Origin of the sequence: Streptomyces longispororuber (genome assembly GCF_014656095.1) — a bacterium.
Lineage (GTDB): Bacteria > Actinomycetota > Actinomycetes > Streptomycetales > Streptomycetaceae > Streptomyces > Streptomyces longispororuber.
Genome location: NZ_BNBT01000004.1, coordinates 117,197 through 134,792, shown reverse-complemented (window position 1 = coordinate 134,792; position 17,596 = coordinate 117,197). Strand labels below are relative to the sequence as shown.

Sequence of the window (17,596 nt, the reverse complement as noted above, 5' to 3'; positions counted from 1 at the left end):
GCTCGATCCCGCGCGGGCGGACGAGTCGGCGGACAGCCCTCGGGGCTACGTCACGCGGCCGCGGCGGCCCCGGCTCACGGCCGCCCGGCGATCCACGGGATTGGTGCAGACCGCAGACGGCACGCAGCCGCTGGGGACCCGGGCCCCCGGGGGGCCCGACCAGCGCGGGCTCGACCACCCGGTGCCAAGTCCACGAGTGCCTCACCCATCGTGTCCGAGATTGCCTCCGAGGTGGGGCTGGACGGTGTCCCCCTGGGTCGGCTCGCCCAAGAGCCCGAGTCGGACGGGCGGCGCACGGCTGATGACTGAGACGGGCGGTGAGCGCCCGGTGATCGACTACGTGCAGGCCCTCTCACCGCTGCTCGCGGGGCGACAGCCCGGCGTGTGACTGGCGGCGCCGAGCGGCAAGGCCACCACCGCACTGGTCACCCATCTGCACCGCAACCACACCGACCCGTCCGCGCGCACTTCTCGCGCCGACGCGCTGATGCAGGGAGAACCGGTGTTGCAACCGGCGCCCGGCCACGGCGACGAAGTGGACAACGTGGCCAGGCGCACCACCCTCGCAGACTCTAGAAGAAACCGAGCTTCTTCGGCGAGTACGAGACGAGGAGGTTCTTCGTCTGCTGATAGTGCTCCAGCATCATCTTGTGCGTCTCGCGGCCGATGCCGGACTGCTTGTACCCGCCGAACGCGGCGTGCGCCGGGTAGGCGTGGTAGCAGTTCGTCCACACGCGACCCGCCTGGATCGAACGACCCGCTCGGTAAGCGGTGTTGATGTCGCGCGTCCACACGCCCGCGCCCAGCCCGTACAAGGTGTCGTTGGCGATCTTCATGGCGTCGTCGAAGTCGTTGAACGACGCGACCGAGACGACCGGGCCGAAGATCTCCTCCTGGAAGATCCGCATCCGGTTGTCACCCTCGAAGATCGTCGGCTGCACGTACCAGCCCCCGGCCAGCTCCCCGTCATACTCGATGCGTTGACCGCCGGTGAGGACCTTGGCACCCTCCTGCTGGCCGATGTCCAGGTAGGAAAGAATTTTCTCCAACTGGTCGTTCGAGGCCTGGGCACCGATCATCGTGTCCGTGTCCAGTGGATGGCCGGATTTGATCAACTCGGTGCGCGCGATCGCCGCTTCCAGGAACTCGCTGTAGTGCCCGCGCTGGACGAGCGCCCGCGACGGGCACGTGCAGACCTCACCCTGGTTGAGCGCGAACATCGTGAAGCCCTCGAGAGCCTTGTCACGGAAGTCGTCGTCCGCCGCCCACACGTCGTCGAAGAAGATGTTCGGGCTCTTGCCGCCCAGTTCCAACGTGACCGGCTTGATGTTCTCCGAGGCGTACTGCATGATCAAACGCCCCGTCGTGGTCTCCCCGGTGAACGCGACCTTCGCCACCCGGGGACTGGACGCGAGCGGCTTGCCCGCCTCCACCCCGAAGCCGTTGACGACGTTCACCACACCCGGCGGCAGCAGATCGCTCACCAGGTCCAGCCATACGTGGATCGAGGCGGGGGTCTGCTCGGCGGGCTTGAGCACCACGGCGTTCCCCGCGGCGAGCGCGGGAGCCAGCTTCCACGTCGCCATCAGGATCGGGAAGTTCCACGGGATGATCTGCGCCACGACCCCCAACGGCTCGTGGAAGTGGTACGCCACCGTGTCCTCGTCGACCTCGCTGAGCGTCCCCTCCTGCGCCCGGATCACCCCCGCGAAGTACCGGAAGTGGTCGATGGCCAGAGGTATGTCAGCGGCCAGCGTCTCCCGCACCGGCTTGCCGTTCTCCCAGCTCTCCGCCACCGCGAGCTGTTCGAGATTGGCCTCCATGCGGTCCGCGATCTGCCGGAGTACGGCCGCGCGCTCCCCGGCGGACGTACGACCCCACGCGGGCGCGGCGGCGTGCGCCGCGTCGAGCGCCCGCTCCACGTCCTCGGCCGTACCCCGCGCCACCTCCGTGAACGGCTGGCCGTTGACGGGGCTCGGGTTCTCGAAGTACTGCCCACGCGCCGGCGACACGTACTCGCCCCCGATGAAGTGGTCGTACCGGGCCTTGTAGGAGACGACCGCACCCTCAGTACCGGGCGCCGCGTAACGGGCCATGTGACTGCCTCCCCGAACACGCTGCCCGCCGTCGGGCAGCTCTCACCGCGAGCGTAGGAAGCAGGAGGTTGCAAGTACGTTGCGCTCCCGACCTCGTTGCCCGGCTGTGGGCTGTGGGCTGTGGGCTGTGGGCTGTGGGCTGTGGGGTGCGGCTGCGGAGGCATGGAGGCACGGGTGTGGGCTGTGTGTGGGGTGTGACGATTGCTGGACGATCGGTGTCGGCATGGGGCGGTGGAGGTGTGCTGCGCCTTCCCGGTGCGGAGGTCTCGGCGGACGGCCGCTGTTACGCGCGGCCCACACCGCCGGGGGCGCTGTCGCCCAGCTCCTGATCGAGGGACCGCAACCGTGCCAGCACCGGCGCCGTCGGCCGCACCGCCGCCAGCGCCCGCCACACCTCCATGTCCTCCTCGCCCCACGGCGCGTGCACCCAGTCCGCCAGGAGGTCCGGGTCACCGCGGGTGATCAGCGCCGCCCGCATCTGATCGGCGAGCCGTCGCCGCAGCCGCACCACCGCGGGAGCCTGTGCCCCCGGCAGCAGCGGTCCGGCGTACACGGAGAACGCCGCAGTCACCGCGCCGCACCCCAGGCGCCGTTCCACCACGTCCACGTCCGAGGTGACCGGAACCGCCAGGCGGTACGGCCGCGAGCGCAGTACCTCGGGTCCCAGCACGTGCCGCAGCCGCGTCAACTCCGCCCGCAGCGTCACCGGAGTCACCGACTCGTCCTCGTACAGGGCGCACAGCAACTCGTCACCGCTCAGGCCCTCGGGGTGGCGGGCCAGGAGAACCATGATCTCGCTGTGCCGTCGGCTCAGCCGCCGCTTGCGTCCGCCCACGAGCACCAGCGCCTCGTCCCGCCCGAGGGCTGTCAACCCCAGACCCTCCGTGTCCTCCACCTCCGGTGCCAGCAACGCCAGATGCGACTCAGCCGCCCGTGCCACCGCTTGTACGAACCCCAGGCTGTGCGGATGCGCCAGGCCGTCACCCCCGGTGACATCGACGGCCCCGAGCAGCCGGCCGGTGCGCGGATCGTGCACCGGAGCCGCGGCACACGTCCACGACTGCACCTCGCGGACGAAGTGTTCCGTGGCGAACACCTGCACCGGCCGGTCCACGGTGACCGCTGTCCCCGGCGCGTTCGTCCCCATCGCCGACTCCGCCCAGCGGGCCCCGGGCACGAAGTTCATCCGCCCCGCCCGAGCCCGGGCCGAGGGATGCCCCTCGACCCACAGCAGCCTGCCGTACGCGTCGCACACCGCCAGCAGATGCTCCCCGTCCTTGGCGAAGCCACCCATCAACTCGCGGAACAGCGGCATCACCCGGGCAAGCGGATGCTCCTCCCGGTACGCGCCCAGGTCACCGGCCGCGAGCTCGACCGATGCCCCGGTGTCCGCGGGACAGACCCGGGCCCGCGCCGACCGCCGCCACGAGTCGGCCACCACGGAGCGCACCGGCCGCGCGACAGAGCCTGCCGCGGTGAACCGCTCGTGAGCCCGACGTATCGTCCGCACCCGCTCCGCCGGGTCGGCACCGGGCTCAAGGGCCACCCATGGATCAGTCAAGTCGGCCTCCTCGTACGGACGGCGGTGGCGGCGGTGGCAGTGGCAGCACGCAGACTGCGGCAGGGGCGGTGCCGACCTGCTGCCATCGTCACTCCGGAAACAGCGGCCGACAACCGTCCGTGCACCGCCTCTCTCCGCGTCCGCCCTCAACCGCGCCGAGCGGCCGCTGTCGGCGGGCGAACGCCTCGGTGTCCTGGCCCACCAGGAGACGTTTCAGCCCCGCACCTCCCTCAGGCGAAGTTGATCATTCGAATGTAGCGCGACCAGTCCCAGTACCGGCCCGGGTCGGTGTGGCTCGCACCGGGGACTTCCACGTGGCCGATGATGTGCTGCCGGTCCTTCGGGATGCCGTATCTGTCGCAGATCGCTGCGGTGAGGAGGGCCGATTGCCTGTACATCTCGTCGGTGAAGTACTCGGGTTGGTCGACCCACCCCTCATGTTCGATGCCGATGCTGCGGGTGTTGTACGTCCAGTTGCCCGCGTGCCAGGCGACGTTGCGCTCGCTGACACACTGTGCGATGTGCCCGTCGGCCGAGCGGACCACGTAGTGGGCGGAAACCTTCTTCGCCGGGTTCTGGAAGATGGCCAGCGTGTCGGCGTACGTCTCCTGCGTGACATGGACGACCACGTGGGTGACGGGATAGGAACTGGGGCGGTTGGAGGCCGTGTAGTTGGAGGGGCTGGCCGGCACCCATTCGGTGGGTGGATAAGCGACGGCACGTGTCTTCGCCACGGTGGGGGAGGCCCAGAGGGTCGACGGTACGGCGGCGAGGGCCGCGCCCTGCAGAAGGTGCCGTCTGCTGGGCAGGAACCTCGACCCGTGCGGTGTCGTTGGCCGCGCGCCGCCGCCTGTCATGGTCGGCGTCGGATCCGTCGTCCGTTCACTTGCTTGATCCATGGCTGTTCTGCCTCTCGGTGGGGGGAGCGGCTGGACCGCACAGTGCGTGCGTCCCAGGGAGCCTTGAAGGCTGGATCTTGCAGGTGGCGCTTCATATCTCGTGGCGCTCGGCATGGCCGGGGGTGTGCTGCGCCGGGTCCGACGTGGCCGTGCCCGGGGGCGTCGATCCGATCAGTGCCGCCGCTGTCTTCCGTAGCCGGGCGTGCAGGCCGCGGTGGGTCTCCCGCACGGGCAGCCACTCCTTGCGGAGTTTCGCCACGCACGTGTAGTTCGTGTCGCAGACGTTCGCCAGGGGTGCTTGCACAGTTTGAGTGGCGAACTGGTACGCGTCCAGATCGCTGAAGCCGTAATCCCGAACGAGCCACTGGACGAGGTCGAGTTGGGAGATCCGGAAGGCGTCCTCCAACGGGCGGGCGGAGCCCGTCGAGATGATGTGCGTGTCCGACTCGATGCGTGGCCAGGGTGTCGCCACGTTCTTGAGGAGCTCCACGATCACGACGGTGTGCATCGCGCACTCGACGGCCACGCCGCAGGTCTCGCCCTCGCCCTGGCGCGCGTGCCCGTCGCCGAGGCTCAGCAGGGCACCGTCGACGTTCACCCCGAGATAGCAGGTGACGCCTGCCCGCATCTCGGGCGTGTCCATGTTCCCGCCGTGGGCGTCGGGCACGAGGGCCGAGCGCACCTCCAGGTTGGCGGGGGCGACACCGACCGTTCCGTGCATGGGGTCCAGCGGCAGCTCGATCTGGAGGTCACTGTCGCGTGCGCTGAACTGAGCCGTGCGGCGGGCACGGTCCAACTGCCAGATCCACACGCGCTCCGGCAGCGGCGGCTGCAGGGACGCCGTGGCGTGCGTGGAGGTGAGGGCCCCGAACAAGGGGACGGTGGTGGACGCGGCCCAGTCCCGCGCCGGTTCGATGGACACGAAGTGGACCGCGACCGTGTCCCCCGGCTCCGCGCCCACCACGTGGAAGGGGCCGGTCTGGGGATTGAGGAAGGGGAACTCGCACACCTGCGAGACCAGGTCCTTCTCGGAACGCACCTTCCCGGCGAAGCAGTCCTCCGTGTACAGGTCGAGCACCGTGCCCGGCTGTATACGCGCGAGAGGCGGAGCCCCGCCGAACGTCCACGCGTACTGACTGGGTTCGGGGCGGACGGTGAGCAGGCGTGGGTCACTCATGGCTGGAGCTCCGCTCTGGGCTGTGCGGGTGAGGCGTACGACTGTGCTGGGTGCTGGGTGCTGGGTGCGTCGCCTTATGGCCTGGCTTGCACGGACGAACCGTCCGGCCCGGCGCGTGAACCGGTCGGGCGCGCGAGTTTCTGGTGGGTCTGGCCCGCGGCCCGCCGTGGCTCGTTTGAACCGAGGACGGAAGCGGTGAGCAGCGTAGGGCGCGAGGGAAGGGAGCGAGGAGGCCGACGGGCAGCAGAGTGGCTTTCCCGACCATGCCCGCGCGCCTCCGACACACCGGCTCCGAGCTGCGTTCCCCCGACATGCGTATCCCCCGATCGGTGCGGCCCTGCCTCGCCGAGCGCGAGAGATCGGCTCACGCGAATTACCGTACGAGCCGCGTCGACGGTGGCGGAAGGGCCTTCGGCGCATCTGTGGAGAGCACGGTGGCTGTGGAAAACCGGGCCACTCGTGTGGGGGACGGGCTGTGGTGGACCAGCGACCGAACCGCCCACCGCGCTCCCGTCGGACCATCGAGCACCGACCGCACCACACGCAGCAGCCGCCCCGGGCAGAGGCCACTCGCCTACACCGCTACACCGCTCCCGCCGGGTCGTCGAGCACCGCCCGCACCACGGAGTGTGCCGCCCCCAACACGGGCCCGTCGGAACCGATACGTGAGACGGTGACGGAACAGCCCCGTCCGGCGGTGCGGCGTCCCAGTTCCTCTTCGAGGCTCGGTATGAGCCATGGGGCGAGGCGTGAGAGTGCCCCTCCGAGGACGACCGTCCGGGGGTCGAGAAGGTTGACGGCGCCGGTCAGCGCGATGCCCAAAGCCGTCCCGGCGTCCCGCAGTGCTTGGCGTACCTTCTCGTCCCCGTCGGCGGCGCGTTCGACGAGCAGCCCGACGCGGTCCGGTCCCTGCCGCAGCCCGGCGGCCCGCAGGACCGCCTCCTCTCCCGCGTACTGCTCCAGGCATCCGCGTCCACCGCACGGGCACGCGGGGCCGTCCGGACGGACCGGCACGTGGCCCAGCTCGCCCGCGAAGCCCCGGCTCCCGCGCAGGAGCAGCCCGTCGACCACGAGGGCGGCGCCGATGCCGACCTCCGCGGAGACGTGCAGGAAGTCGTCCGGCACCCCCTCGCCCAGCCAGAGCTCCGCCCGCGCGCCGAAGTTCGCCTCGTTGTCCACGGTCAGCGGCAGCTCCACCGGGAGCAGGGCGCCGACGTCGGTCCGGTGCCAGTCGAGGTTGGGGGCGCGGACCACCGTGTGACTGTCGCGTGCGACGAGGCCGGGCACCGCGACCGCCAGACCGGCCGGACGCAGTCCCTCGCGCTCCGCTTCCCGCACGACCTGCCCGATCAGTTCGGCGAGGTCCGCGAGCACCGGCTCCGGCGGGCGTCCCCGGTTGCCGACCGCGCGTCCCGCACGCGCGCGTACGTCACCGCGCAGGTCGACCGCGCAGACGGACAGGTGGTCGACGCCCACCTCCGCGCCGATGCCGACGGGCCCCCTGGCGCTGACGGCGAGTGCGGATCCCGGCCGTCCCACCCTGCCGGGGCGCTCGGGACCGAGCTCCTCCAGGAGGCCGGAGCGGGTCAGTTCGTCCACCAGCGTGGACACGGCTGCCCGCGTCAGCCCGATCCGGGAGGCGACGGACGCCCGGGACAGCGGGCCGTGCGCCGCGACGGTGTGCATCACGCGCGCGAGGTTGCGGCGGCGCATGCCGTGCTGGGTGTCGGCCAGCCGCGCACCGGTCACTCCGGGGCGGGCCTCGTGCGGCGGTGCGCTCATGCCCTGGTCCGTCCCCCGCCTCTCCGTGTCCGCCCTACGCCGTGCCGTGCCCGGCCATGCCTGCCCGGCCACAGGCGGCGTACTCGGGCGCGACGGTCGTACCGCTACCTTCAGGAGTCCCTGTCCAGCAGGGAAACCGCGTCGCAGAGTACCTCGGTGATCCGGTCGAGGGTGGCCTCGTCCCGTTCCACGGCGTCGAGGACCTGTCCGCGCGCGGTGTCCCAGCGGCGCGCGACCGCTGCGGGATCCTCACCGGTCAGCAGTCCGGCGGCCTGCGCGGCGGCGCCCAGCGCCACCAGTTCGCGCGCCTCGGGGATCTGGACGGGCCGTCCGGACAGCCGGCGTACGGTCTGCTGCCAGGAGCTGCCGCGGGCCCCGCCTCCGATCAGGAGGATGGGCTGCGAGCGGTCCGCGGTGCCCCCGAGGACGGCGTCGAGAGCGCCCAGGAGGGCGTGCACTGCCCCGTCGTAGGCCGCTTGCAGGATCTGGCCGGGTGACGTGTCGTGCCGCAGCCCGTGCAGCAGCCCCGAGGCGTGCGGGAGGTCCGGGGTGCGCTCACCGTCAAGGAACGGGAGCAGCGTGACGGACCCGCCCGGCTGTACCGCGTCGCGGTCAAGACCCAGCAGCGTGGCCACGCGGTCCACGGCCAGGGTGCAGTTGAGCGTGCAGGCGAGGGGCAACCAGGTGCCCCTCGCGTCGGCGAACCCGGCCACCGTGCCGCTCGGGTCCGCGGTGCGGTGCTCCGACACCGCGAACACCGTGCCGGAGGTGCCGAGGCTCAGCACCGGTGTGCCGGGGCGCAGGCCCAGCCCTAGTGCGGCTGCCGCGTTGTCCCCCGCCCCGGGCGCCACCAGTGTGCCCTTGGAGAAGGGCAGGTCGCCGCCGTCACGCACTGTGCCGACGACCTCTCCCGGGCGGGTCACGCGCGGCAGCGCCGCGGGGTCCAGGCCCACCAGGTCGAGGATGTCCTCGTCGTACGCCTCGGTGGCCGACGACCACCACCCTGTACCGGAGACGTCGCTCCGGTCCGTGACCCCGGAGCCCGTGAGGCGCTGTGTCAGGTAGTCGTGGGGGAGCCGCACGGCGGTGGTGGCGCGCGCTGACGCCGGTTCCTGCTCGGCGAGCCAGGCCCACTTGGTCACGGTGAAGGACGGACCCGGCACACTGCCGACGCGGTCGGCCCACGCCTTGGCGCCGCCCAACCGCTCGACGAGACGCCTGGCCTGAGGTGCGGACCGCACGTCGTTCCACAGCAGCGCGGGACGCACGGGCCTGCCCCGGGCATCCAGGGTCACGAGCCCGTGCTGCTGCCCGGCGATCGACACGGCGGCGGCTTCGTGCGCGGCGGTGCCGCACTGGCGCAGTGCCTCGCCCAGGGCGCTCCACCACTGTTCCGGGTCGCTCTCGCGCATGGAGCCCGAGGTCACCGTGTGCGGAGCCTGTCCACGCGCGACGACCCTCCCGGTGGCGGTGTCGACGACCAGGACCTTGGTGGACTGTGTGGAACTGTCCACCCCGACGACCAGGGGACCCTCGGTAGCTGGCGCTGACGACATCGGCGTCTCCGTTCCCGCTCTGCGCTTCCCGGGTGCACCCCCGGCCTCACCAGGCACTCTGCCCACCTCCAGGCACATGTGCCCGCTCCCGGACGGATGTGTACGCCCTGAGGTGTGCTGTTCCCTGCAAGCTTGCCTCCAGAAAGCCCTCGATACGGTCCTCGCTCTTCTCAGCAGGCAGGGGTGGACACTAATTTGTTAACTGCCATGACGAAATAGTCTCGGAGCTGGCAAGGAGCCCCGCATGAACTATCGACCCACTCCGGAGGACCGGTTCAGCTTCGGACTGTGGACCGTCGGCTGGCAGGGCAGAGACCCCTTCGGCGACGCGACCCGGGCGCCACTGGAACCGGCCGAGGCGGTCCGCCGCCTCGCGGAACTGGGCGCCTACGGAGTGACCTTCCACGACGACGACCTCATCCCGTTCGGCTCCTCGGACGCCGACCGTGACGCCCACGTCAAGCGCTTCCGATCAGCTCTCGACGCCACGGGGCTGGTCGTGCCCATGGCGACCACCAACCTGTTCACCCACCCCGTGTTCAAAGACGGCGCGTTCACGGCCAACGACCGGGACGTCCGTCGGTACGCGCTGCGCAAGACGATCCGCAACATCGACCTCGCGGCCGAGCTCGGCGCCCGAACCTACGTCGCCTGGGGCGGCCGCGAGGGCGCCGAATCCGGAGCGGCCAAGGACGTGCGCGCCGCACTCGACCGCATGAAGGAGGCGTTCGACCTGCTCGGCGCCTACGTGACCGAGCAGGGCTACGACCTGCGCTTCGCGATCGAGCCCAAGCCCAACGAACCGCGAGGCGACATCCTGCTGCCCACCGTGGGCCACGCCCTCGCGTTCATCGAGAGACTGGAGCGGCCCGAGCTGTACGGCGTGAACCCCGAGGTGGGCCACGAGCAGATGGCCGGCCTGAACTTCCCGCACGGCATCGCGCAGGCCCTGTGGTCGGACAAGCTCTTCCACATCGACCTCAACGGTCAGAACGGCATCAAGTACGACCAGGACCTGCGGTTCGGCGCGGGAGACCTGCGCAGTGCCTTCTGGCTGGTCGACCTCCTGGAGAGCGGCGGTTACGACGGCCCGCGCCACTTCGACTTCAAGCCCCCACGAACCGAGGACTACGAAGGGGTGTGGGCATCCGCTGCTGGCTGCATGCGCAACTACCTGATCCTGCGTGAGCGTGCCGCCGCCTTCCGCGCCGACCCGGAGGTGCGGGACGCACTCCAGGACGCGCGTCTGCACGAGCTGGCACAGCCCACGGCCGAGGACGGCCTCGACGGACTGCTTGCCGACCGTGGTGCCTACGAGGACTTCGACGTGGCGGCGGCCGCAGCGCGCGGCATGGCCTTCGAACGGCTGGACCAACTGGCCATGGACCACCTCCTGGGGGTCCGGGGCTGATGGCCCCGTCCGGGAGGACGTCGCGGGCTCGTGCCGGAATCGTCCGGTCCGTCCTGCGGACGTGTACCAACTGCCGCTCGGGGGTCGCGCCCTGTCCGGTTCGTGGTGACGCTTGACCGCATGGCCACGCCGCCCGAACCGCCGCAGCCCCCTCGTCCGCCCGGTGACGTCCCGCCTGGGTTCGGTGATGTCGGCCCGCCGCCAGGAGGTGGTGCTGCCGGTCCACCTCCAGGAGGCGGGTACGGACCTCCCTCGGACGGCGGATACGGGCCGCCAGGAGCTGGCGGGTACGGGCCTCCGGGTGGCGGATACGGTCCGCCGCCCGGCGGGTACGGTCCACCTCCCGGAGACGCGGGGTGGCAGCCGCCGCCCGGTGGAGGCCCGCCCGGGCGGCGCAACGGGCTGTTCACCCTGCTGGCCGTGCTCGTGGCTGTCGGGGTGGTCGCCGCCGTGGTCTTCGTGGCCACCGGAAGCGACGACTCCCCGGACAAGAAGCGTCCTTCGGAGAGCAGCAGAAGCAGCGGTCCCCGTCCCACGCCTTCGCTCAGCATCCCGACACAGATCCCTACGAGCCTGCCGAGCGGTCTGCCGACCGAGCTCCCGAGCGAACTGCCCAGCGAGCTGCCCAGCGGTATCCCCTCGCTACCGACGGCGCTGCCGAGCGGCCTCGCGTCGCTCCTGCCGTCGCCCGCGGGCGACGACGCGCCGTAAGGCGTGCCGCTCGGTCCCCAGGGAGTCGTTCCCCCGCCGAGACGGGAGACCGGTGTACAGCCGGCGAGAGGTGCTCCCGGCGTGCCCGGCAGCACCTCCGCGGGCACCGCTGGCTCCGCTACAGCTTCTTCGGCAACCGCACGTACGTGACGGTCGTCTCCACTCCGCTGTCCACCAGTCGGCCGTTCTTGTCGAACGCGTCAGGACCGTCGGTCATCCCGAAGTCGTTGTCGTTGATGAGCGCCAGTGTGCGGCGGTCGACCCGGGCGACCCCTTCGATCTTTCCGGGGACGCCCTTGAGTGTGCCGAGGTCCACGACCAAGCGCTTGCGCAGCACCGGAACACCGGAGGCTCCGGGATCGTCGAGCTCCTCCAAGGACGGACGCGTCGCGACGTCGTCCCAGCGCTCGCCGAGGATGTTCGCGCGCCGGTCGAGGCGCACCAGGTGCAGCCGGGCCGCCTTGTCGGTCCTCTCCTGCACCAGCAGGCGGTCCCGGCCCACGGCGACCACGGACGACGTCTTCAGCTCGGACGTGTCGTCCTCTCCCGGGTCGACGACCCCCACCGGGTCGAAGCGGTACGCGTACTCGGCGGTCACCGCCTGCCTGGACGGGGAGAACCGCAGCAGCCGGACCGTGCGAGAGCGTTCTCCCGCTTCCTCGTCCGGCAGGGACAGCGGACTCTGCACCGCCATCACCAGGTCACCGCCGGGCAGTTGGGCCAGCCCTTCGAAACCGCGGTTGACCTTGCGGTGCAGCAGCACGCGCGGCAGCGCCTCGACGACCGGGTAGTCCGCGCCGCGCAGCTTCAGCCCGCGCGGGACGTAGCGCTTGAGGACCTTCCCGCGCGCGGAGACGTGCACCAGCGACGGACCGTACTCGTCGGCCAGCCAGAAGCTGCCGTCATCGGCCCGCACGATGCCTTCGGTGTCCAGGCCGTTCGGATCGTAGGGCAGAGGCTTGGTGGCGTCGTAGGAGTACGGGGCCTCGTCGCGTCCCTCCTGGTTGGGCAGGCCGGTGACCGGCTTGCCGGAACGCGTGGTGACGGGCCGTGCGTCGACGACCTTGACGGCGTCCCCGGTCACCCGGATCCTCACGATCGCCGGGTCGAAGCCGGGCACCGGGAAGGTCCGGCGCTTCTTCCCCGCGACCTTGATCTGTCCGTTCGGCCCCCGGTCGGTGACCGTCCAGAACTCGCCCCTACGGTCCGCGGGATAGAGGTCGCTGCCGATGCCGCCGAGGTCCACGCCCCGGTCGTCGCGCACGGTCCCGGGGAGCAGGCCGTTGCTGAACGTGCCCAGCGGGATGTCTCCCAGAGTGGCCGTGGCGGTGACGCGTGCCGTGTCTCCGGGGCGCTGTTTCGTGTCGGCAGGAGCACCGAGGGCGGTGCCGGTGACCGCGATCGCGGCGAACAGGGCGAGCGGTACGCCGACAGCGGCGGACCGGCGGACACGGCGCTGACCGGCGACAGGCGCGGACATCGGTACCTCCTGGGACACGATTTCGGTGACGGCGCCACTTTTCGCCGCTGTTGCGAACACCAGGTGTCGCAGTGGTGAACGGTCAGCACTCCTCCGGGTGAACCGCACGCCTTGTGTATGCCTGCTACCGGAGGCGGCACTCGTCTCACGCTGTCCGCCCCGACTCGCCTCCCCGTGCCAACGGCGCCTCCCGCGAGGGGCAGGAGGCGCCGCCGGCCATCACCGGACCATCAGCAGCGGTGAGGCACCTGCCGTGTCATCCCCTCTCGGGTCGATCCGCACAACTGAACCGGCGCGCTCCACGGTCCTTGATGTCATGACCTTGCTCAATCGCTGGGCGGGGCGAGTGCGCGCGCCGGTGTTCCCGGCGCGCAGGATGCACGAGTGGATACGCCGGGGGCCGCCCTACACGTTTCAGCCACGGCGTCCTCACCCGTCGCGCACCGTGTCACTCGGCTCCTGTGACCATCGCCAGGGCCGTCGCCGGGTCGTGCGCCGCGGGGCCCGCGGGCACCCAGCGGCCGCGCTCCTTGCGGTACGGCCACCACCGGCCGTCGGTACCGTGGCGGAGCTGCGCGTCGGCGCCCGCCACCGTCCAGTGGTTGCGGGCGGCCCGCAGCACCGGTCGCTCGTCCTCGTCCCACGCCGCGTCGAGCGCGGCCCGCGCGCGTGCCAGCACGTCGCCCCGGGGCGTCCACTCCTTCTCCAGTACGGCGAGCGCGGCCCGCCCGCCGTACCCCCAGGCCCGCACCGCACCCGCGAGACCGTCCTCGTCCCTGCCCGAGGCTTCCGCCAGGCGGGCGGCCGTCGCGGCGTCCGGGGCGGCCGCGGCCAGACGCGCGGCATCCTCGGAAAGCGTCAATTCGGCCTCGACGGGCTGGTGCGCGTGGCCGGGGGAGAGGGCCTCGGCGAGCAGCCGGTGCGCCTCGGCAGCCGCGCGGGCCGCGAGGAACGCCAGCCCCGCCACGTCGACCTCGCCAGCCGGTTCCGTCTCCGTGTCCAGCGACGGCGGCGGTCCCGGCTCCGACGGCAGCGGAGGCGCCTCGGGCAGAGGCGGCAGGATGACGCCCTCCGCGTACGCCTCGGCGGCGTCCACGCCCTCCGGTGCGGCGGCCCGAGGCTCCGCCGGCACGGTGCCCTCGGCGTCCTGCCGCGCCACGCTGCGGACCTGCAACTCGTCCAGGAGCTCGCGCTCGCCACGGCCCCGCATCAGGAGCAGGACGAACGGGTCCTGGTCGAGCAGCCGTGCCATCTGGTAGCACAGCGCGGCCGTGTGCCCGCAGTGGTCCCACGCCTCGCAGTCGCACTCCGGCTCCAGGTCGCCGATCCCGGGGAGCAGGTCCACGCCCGCTGCCGCGGCGTCCTCCACCAAGTGGGGCGGCATGTCCCGGTCGAGCAGCGCGGCGATGTGCCCGGCCCGCTCGACGGTCATGCCCAGGAAGTGGTCCCACTCCTGCGGGCTCAGGCGCTGGAGCAGCACGTCGGAGCGGTGTGCTGTGCCGTCCTTGTCCTGGACGACCGCCGTGATGCGGCCGGGGCGCACCGATACGGCACCCACGGCTCCCGCACGCGCGAGCCTGCGGCCCGCCTTGAGCTGCGCCGTGTCCAGCGCCGTGTCCTCCAGCGCCTGCAGCCAGGCGCGACCCCACCAGGTCTCCGCGAAGCCGCGCCCGCGCGCGGGCGGCAGCGCGGCGAACGTCCGCTCGCCGTCAGGTGCCGCGGACTCGCCGCCGTGCGTCGTCACGTGCTCGCTCCCGTCGTTGCCGTCCATGCCGCCCCCACCCCTGAAGGGATACGTTTCGTCGTGCGCGTCGCTCAACGTGCGCCCCCTCGCAGCTCCACCAGATCGGCCAGTTCGGCGTCGGTCAGCTCGGTGAGTGCCGCCTCGCCGGTGCCGAGGACGGCGTCGGCCAACTCGCGCTTGCGCAGCAGCATCTCGGCGATGCGGTCCTCAATCGTGCCCTCCGCGATCAGGCGGTGCACCTGCACGGGCTGTGTCTGCCCGATGCGGTAGGCGCGGTCCGTGGCCTGTGCCTCGACCGCCGGGTTCCACCAGCGGTCGTAGTGCACGACGTGCTCGGCCCGTGTCAGGTTCAGGCCGGTGCCGGCCGCCTTCAACGACAGCAGGAAGACCGGGACGTCGCCGTCCTGGAAGCGCTGCACCATCGCCTCGCGCTCGGTCACGGGCGTACCGCCGTGCAGGAACTGGGAAGGCACCCCGCGCGCCGACAGATGCTGTTCGATGAGCCGGGCCATCTGCACGTACTGGGTGAACACGAGCACGCTCGCGTCCTCGGCCAGAATGGTGTCGAGCAGCTCGTCCAGGAGTTCCAGCTTCCCCGACCGGCCGGTGAGCCGCGGCTTGTCCTCCTTGAGGTACTGCGCGGGGTGGTTGCAGATCTGCTTCAGGCCGGTGAGGAGCTTGACGATCAGGCCTCGGCGGGCGAAGCCGTCCGCACCGGAGATGTCCGCGAGCGCCTCGCGTACCACCGCCTCGTAGAGGCCGGCCTGTTCGGTGCTGAGCGACACCGCGCGGTCCGTCTCGGTCTTGGGCGGCAGCTCCGGGGCGATGCCGGGGTCCGACTTGCGGCGACGCAGCAGGAACGGGCGCACCAGCTTGGCGAGTCGCTCGGCCGCCGCCGGGTCGGTGCCGCCCTCGACGGCTTGGGCGTACCGGGTGCGGAAGGTGCTGAGCTTGCCCAGCAGCCCCGGTGTGGTCCAGTCGAGGATCGCCCACAGCTCGGAGAGGTTGTTCTCCACCGGGGTGCCGGTGAGGGCCACGCGCGCGCGTGCCTTGATGCCGCGCAACTGCTTGGCGGTCGCGGAGTAGGGGTTCTTGACGTGCTGTGCCTCGTCGGCGACGACCAGGCCCCAGTCGACGGCCGCGAGCCGCTCCGCGTCGCGCCGCATCGTCCCGTACGTGGTGAGGACGAACCCGCTGTCCGCCACGTCGTCCAGGTCGCGCTGGGCGCCGTGGAAGCGGCGTACCGCCGTGCCCGGCGCGAACTTCTCGATCTCGCGCTGCCAGTTGCCCATCAGGGACGTCGGGCAGACGACGAGGGTCGGGCCGCCCGTCGCCTCGTCCTGCTGGCGGTGCAGGTGCAGGGAGATCAGCGTGATGGTCTTGCCGAGACCCATGTCGTCGGCGAGGCAGCCGCCGAGCCCCAACGAGGTCATCCGGGCCAGCCAGTTCAGGCCGCGCACCTGGTAGTCGCGCAGTTCCGCGGCGAGTGCCGCGGGCTGCCCGACGGGTTCCATGGCCTCCGGGTCGGCCAGCCGTTCGCGCAGCGTCGCGAGCCAGCCCGTGGGCTGAACGTCGACGCGGTCGCCGTCCACGTCCGTGGTGCCCGTCAGGGCGGCGCTCAGCGCGTCGACCGGGGTGACCTTGCGGTCCTGACGCGCGAGGGCGCGACGGGCCTCCTCAGGGTCGATGAGGACCCACTGGTCACGCAGCCTGACCACGGGGCGGTTCGACTCCGCGAGGCGGTCGAGCTCGGCGCGGCTCAGCTCCTGGTCGCCCAGCGCGAACCGCCAGTTGAAGGCGAGCAGGGCGTCCGCGGAGAGGTACGACGGCGTGTCGGACGCCAGTCTGTCCGGGCCCTTGCTCTCCTCGTCGTCCGCCGGGCCGATGACGGCACGGGCGGTGAGGCTGCGTGCCAGCTCCTTGGGCCAGTGGACGTCGACGCCCGCGACGGCGAGCGCGCGTGCCCCCTCGCCGAGGAGTCCGGTGACCTCCTCGTCGGCCAGCTCGATGGCGTCGGGCACCGTCGCCTGCAGCAAGGGTGCGAGCGGCGCCCACGCGCGCGTGGCACGGCGCAGGGCCAGCAGGGCGTCCATGCGGGCAGGGGCTCCGAAGGCTCCGGCCGCGGCACCGGAACCGGCCCACACCTCCGCGGCGTCGGCGACGAGCGACGGGTCGCTGACACTGTGGATCTGCACCACGGCACGGAACGGCAACCGCGTCTCCTCGGATGCCTCCGCCAACAGCCCGGGCGCCTCGACGCGCAGCGAGACCCGCACCCCCGCGTCGTGCCCGGCCGCCACGTCCGCGGCCCAGGGGCGCAGTTCCGGCACGCGCTGCGGCTCGGGCGCGGCGAAGGCCCGGTGGCCCGCCGCATGGACCGCGGCGGGGGAGCGGGGCAGGGTGTCGGCAACCGCGTCCAGGAACTGGCGCAGGAGCCGTTCCGGCGCCGGCAGCCGGGGCGCGGCGGCGTCGTCGAGCGGAACCGCGTGTGCCTCCGGCGGCATCGCGGCGGCGAGTTCGCGCAGCCGTTCAAGATCTCCGGCGGCCAGGGGACCCGCACGCCAGGCGTCGTGGTCGCTGTCGGTCAAACCCGGCAGCAGCAGCCCGCGGGCTGCCAGTTGCAGGGCGAGTACGGCTGCCGTCCCCCAGAAGGCGGCGGTCGGATGGGCCCCGGAGACGGTCCGTGCACGGGTGAGAAGGGGCAGCGCGACCCTCACCGGAAGCAGAACCGCCGGTACGACGTGCCGCGCGATGCCCTCCTCGCTGGGCAGGGCCACTGTCAGGTTCTCGACGTCACCCGCGGCAGTGGGGGGCGGAGCGTCCGCGTCGGGATGCCAGAAGGCGATGCGCCCGGTGCGTCCGGGGTCGCCGGGGACGAAGACGACGGAGCAGCGGGAGAGTTCGGAGATCTCGGAGGGGGTGACAGCGGGCAGCCTGTGCACAGCGATGGCGCATTCCTCAAATTTGACTAATGAGACCGGGAGCGGCCGAGAGTACAACACTCTTCGGCTGAGCGGAGGGGTGGTCGCCGTGATCCCGGTCACGCTCTCCGGGGTGGGGGTGTACTCAGCACCCCTTCGCTCCCCTGCTGGCCCCCCACCGGATACGGGTGATGGCGTCATGGTCGGCAAGGGCCGCTCCTCCGTACGTTTCCTGAGGTCAACCCCTTTTCCGAAGAC

At 71.7% G+C, this 17,596-nt stretch carries 11 protein-coding genes; 2 read left to right on the top strand and 9 right to left on the bottom strand.

What is annotated here, in order from left to right; all coding sequences use genetic code 11:
• Positions 1-572 precede the first annotated feature (572 nt).
• The 6 genes from exaC to xylB form a co-directional block, all read right to left on the bottom strand.
• Positions 573-2,096, bottom strand: a complete 1,524-nt coding sequence (exaC, locus tag IE330_RS02530; protein ID WP_190134145.1) for an acetaldehyde dehydrogenase ExaC — start codon at positions 2,094-2,096, stop codon at positions 573-575.
• Positions 2,097-2,379: 283 nt separating this feature from the next.
• A complete protein-coding gene (locus IE330_RS02525; protein ID WP_190134144.1) occupies positions 2,380-3,657 on the bottom strand; it encodes a GAF domain-containing protein in 1,278 nt (425 codons plus the stop codon).
• Between the two features lie 230 nt (positions 3,658-3,887).
• Positions 3,888-4,514, bottom strand: a complete 627-nt coding sequence (locus tag IE330_RS02520; RefSeq protein ID WP_190134161.1) for an N-acetylmuramoyl-L-alanine amidase — start codon at positions 4,512-4,514, stop codon at positions 3,888-3,890.
• Positions 4,515-4,647: 133 nt separating this feature from the next.
• Positions 4,648-5,733 carry an acetamidase/formamidase family protein gene (locus IE330_RS02515; protein WP_229925289.1) on the bottom strand — a complete coding sequence of 362 codons (1,086 nt, stop codon included), beginning with the start codon at positions 5,731-5,733 and terminating at the stop codon, positions 4,648-4,650.
• A 582-nt stretch (positions 5,734-6,315) separates the two neighbouring features.
• Positions 6,316-7,515, bottom strand: coding sequence for an ROK family transcriptional regulator (locus tag IE330_RS02510; RefSeq protein WP_190134143.1), 1,200 nt, complete (start codon positions 7,513-7,515; stop codon positions 6,316-6,318).
• A 110-nt stretch (positions 7,516-7,625) separates the two neighbouring features.
• Complete coding sequence (gene xylB, locus IE330_RS02505) at positions 7,626-9,071, bottom strand: xylulokinase (protein ID WP_190134142.1); 1,446 nt, start codon at positions 9,069-9,071, stop codon at positions 7,626-7,628.
• 244 nt (positions 9,072-9,315) lie between these two features.
• Between xylB and xylA the strand changes: the two genes are divergently transcribed.
• Positions 9,316-10,482 carry a xylose isomerase gene (xylA, locus tag IE330_RS02500; RefSeq protein ID WP_190134141.1) on the top strand — a complete coding sequence of 389 codons (1,167 nt, stop codon included), beginning with the start codon at positions 9,316-9,318 and terminating at the stop codon, positions 10,480-10,482.
• A 420-nt stretch (positions 10,483-10,902) separates the two neighbouring features.
• Positions 10,903-11,193: a hypothetical protein gene (locus tag IE330_RS02495; protein ID WP_190134140.1), complete on the top strand. Its 291-nt coding sequence runs from the start codon at positions 10,903-10,905 to the stop codon at positions 11,191-11,193.
• Positions 11,194-11,311: 118 nt separating this feature from the next.
• On the opposite strand, the gene IE330_RS02490 is transcribed toward IE330_RS02495, so the two are convergent.
• The 3 genes from IE330_RS02490 to IE330_RS02480 form a co-directional block, all read right to left on the bottom strand.
• Positions 11,312-12,673 (bottom strand): esterase-like activity of phytase family protein, encoded by a 1,362-nt coding sequence (locus IE330_RS02490; protein ID WP_190134139.1) that lies wholly within the window; start codon positions 12,671-12,673, stop codon positions 11,312-11,314.
• Between the two features lie 448 nt (positions 12,674-13,121).
• Positions 13,122-14,444, bottom strand: a complete 1,323-nt coding sequence (locus tag IE330_RS02485; protein WP_190134138.1) for an SWIM zinc finger family protein — start codon at positions 14,442-14,444, stop codon at positions 13,122-13,124.
• 44 nt (positions 14,445-14,488) lie between these two features.
• Positions 14,489-17,359, bottom strand: coding sequence for an SCO1167/SCO6262 family helicase (locus IE330_RS02480; protein ID WP_190134137.1), 2,871 nt, complete (start codon positions 17,357-17,359; stop codon positions 14,489-14,491).
• Between the last annotated feature and the right edge of the window lie 237 nt (positions 17,360-17,596).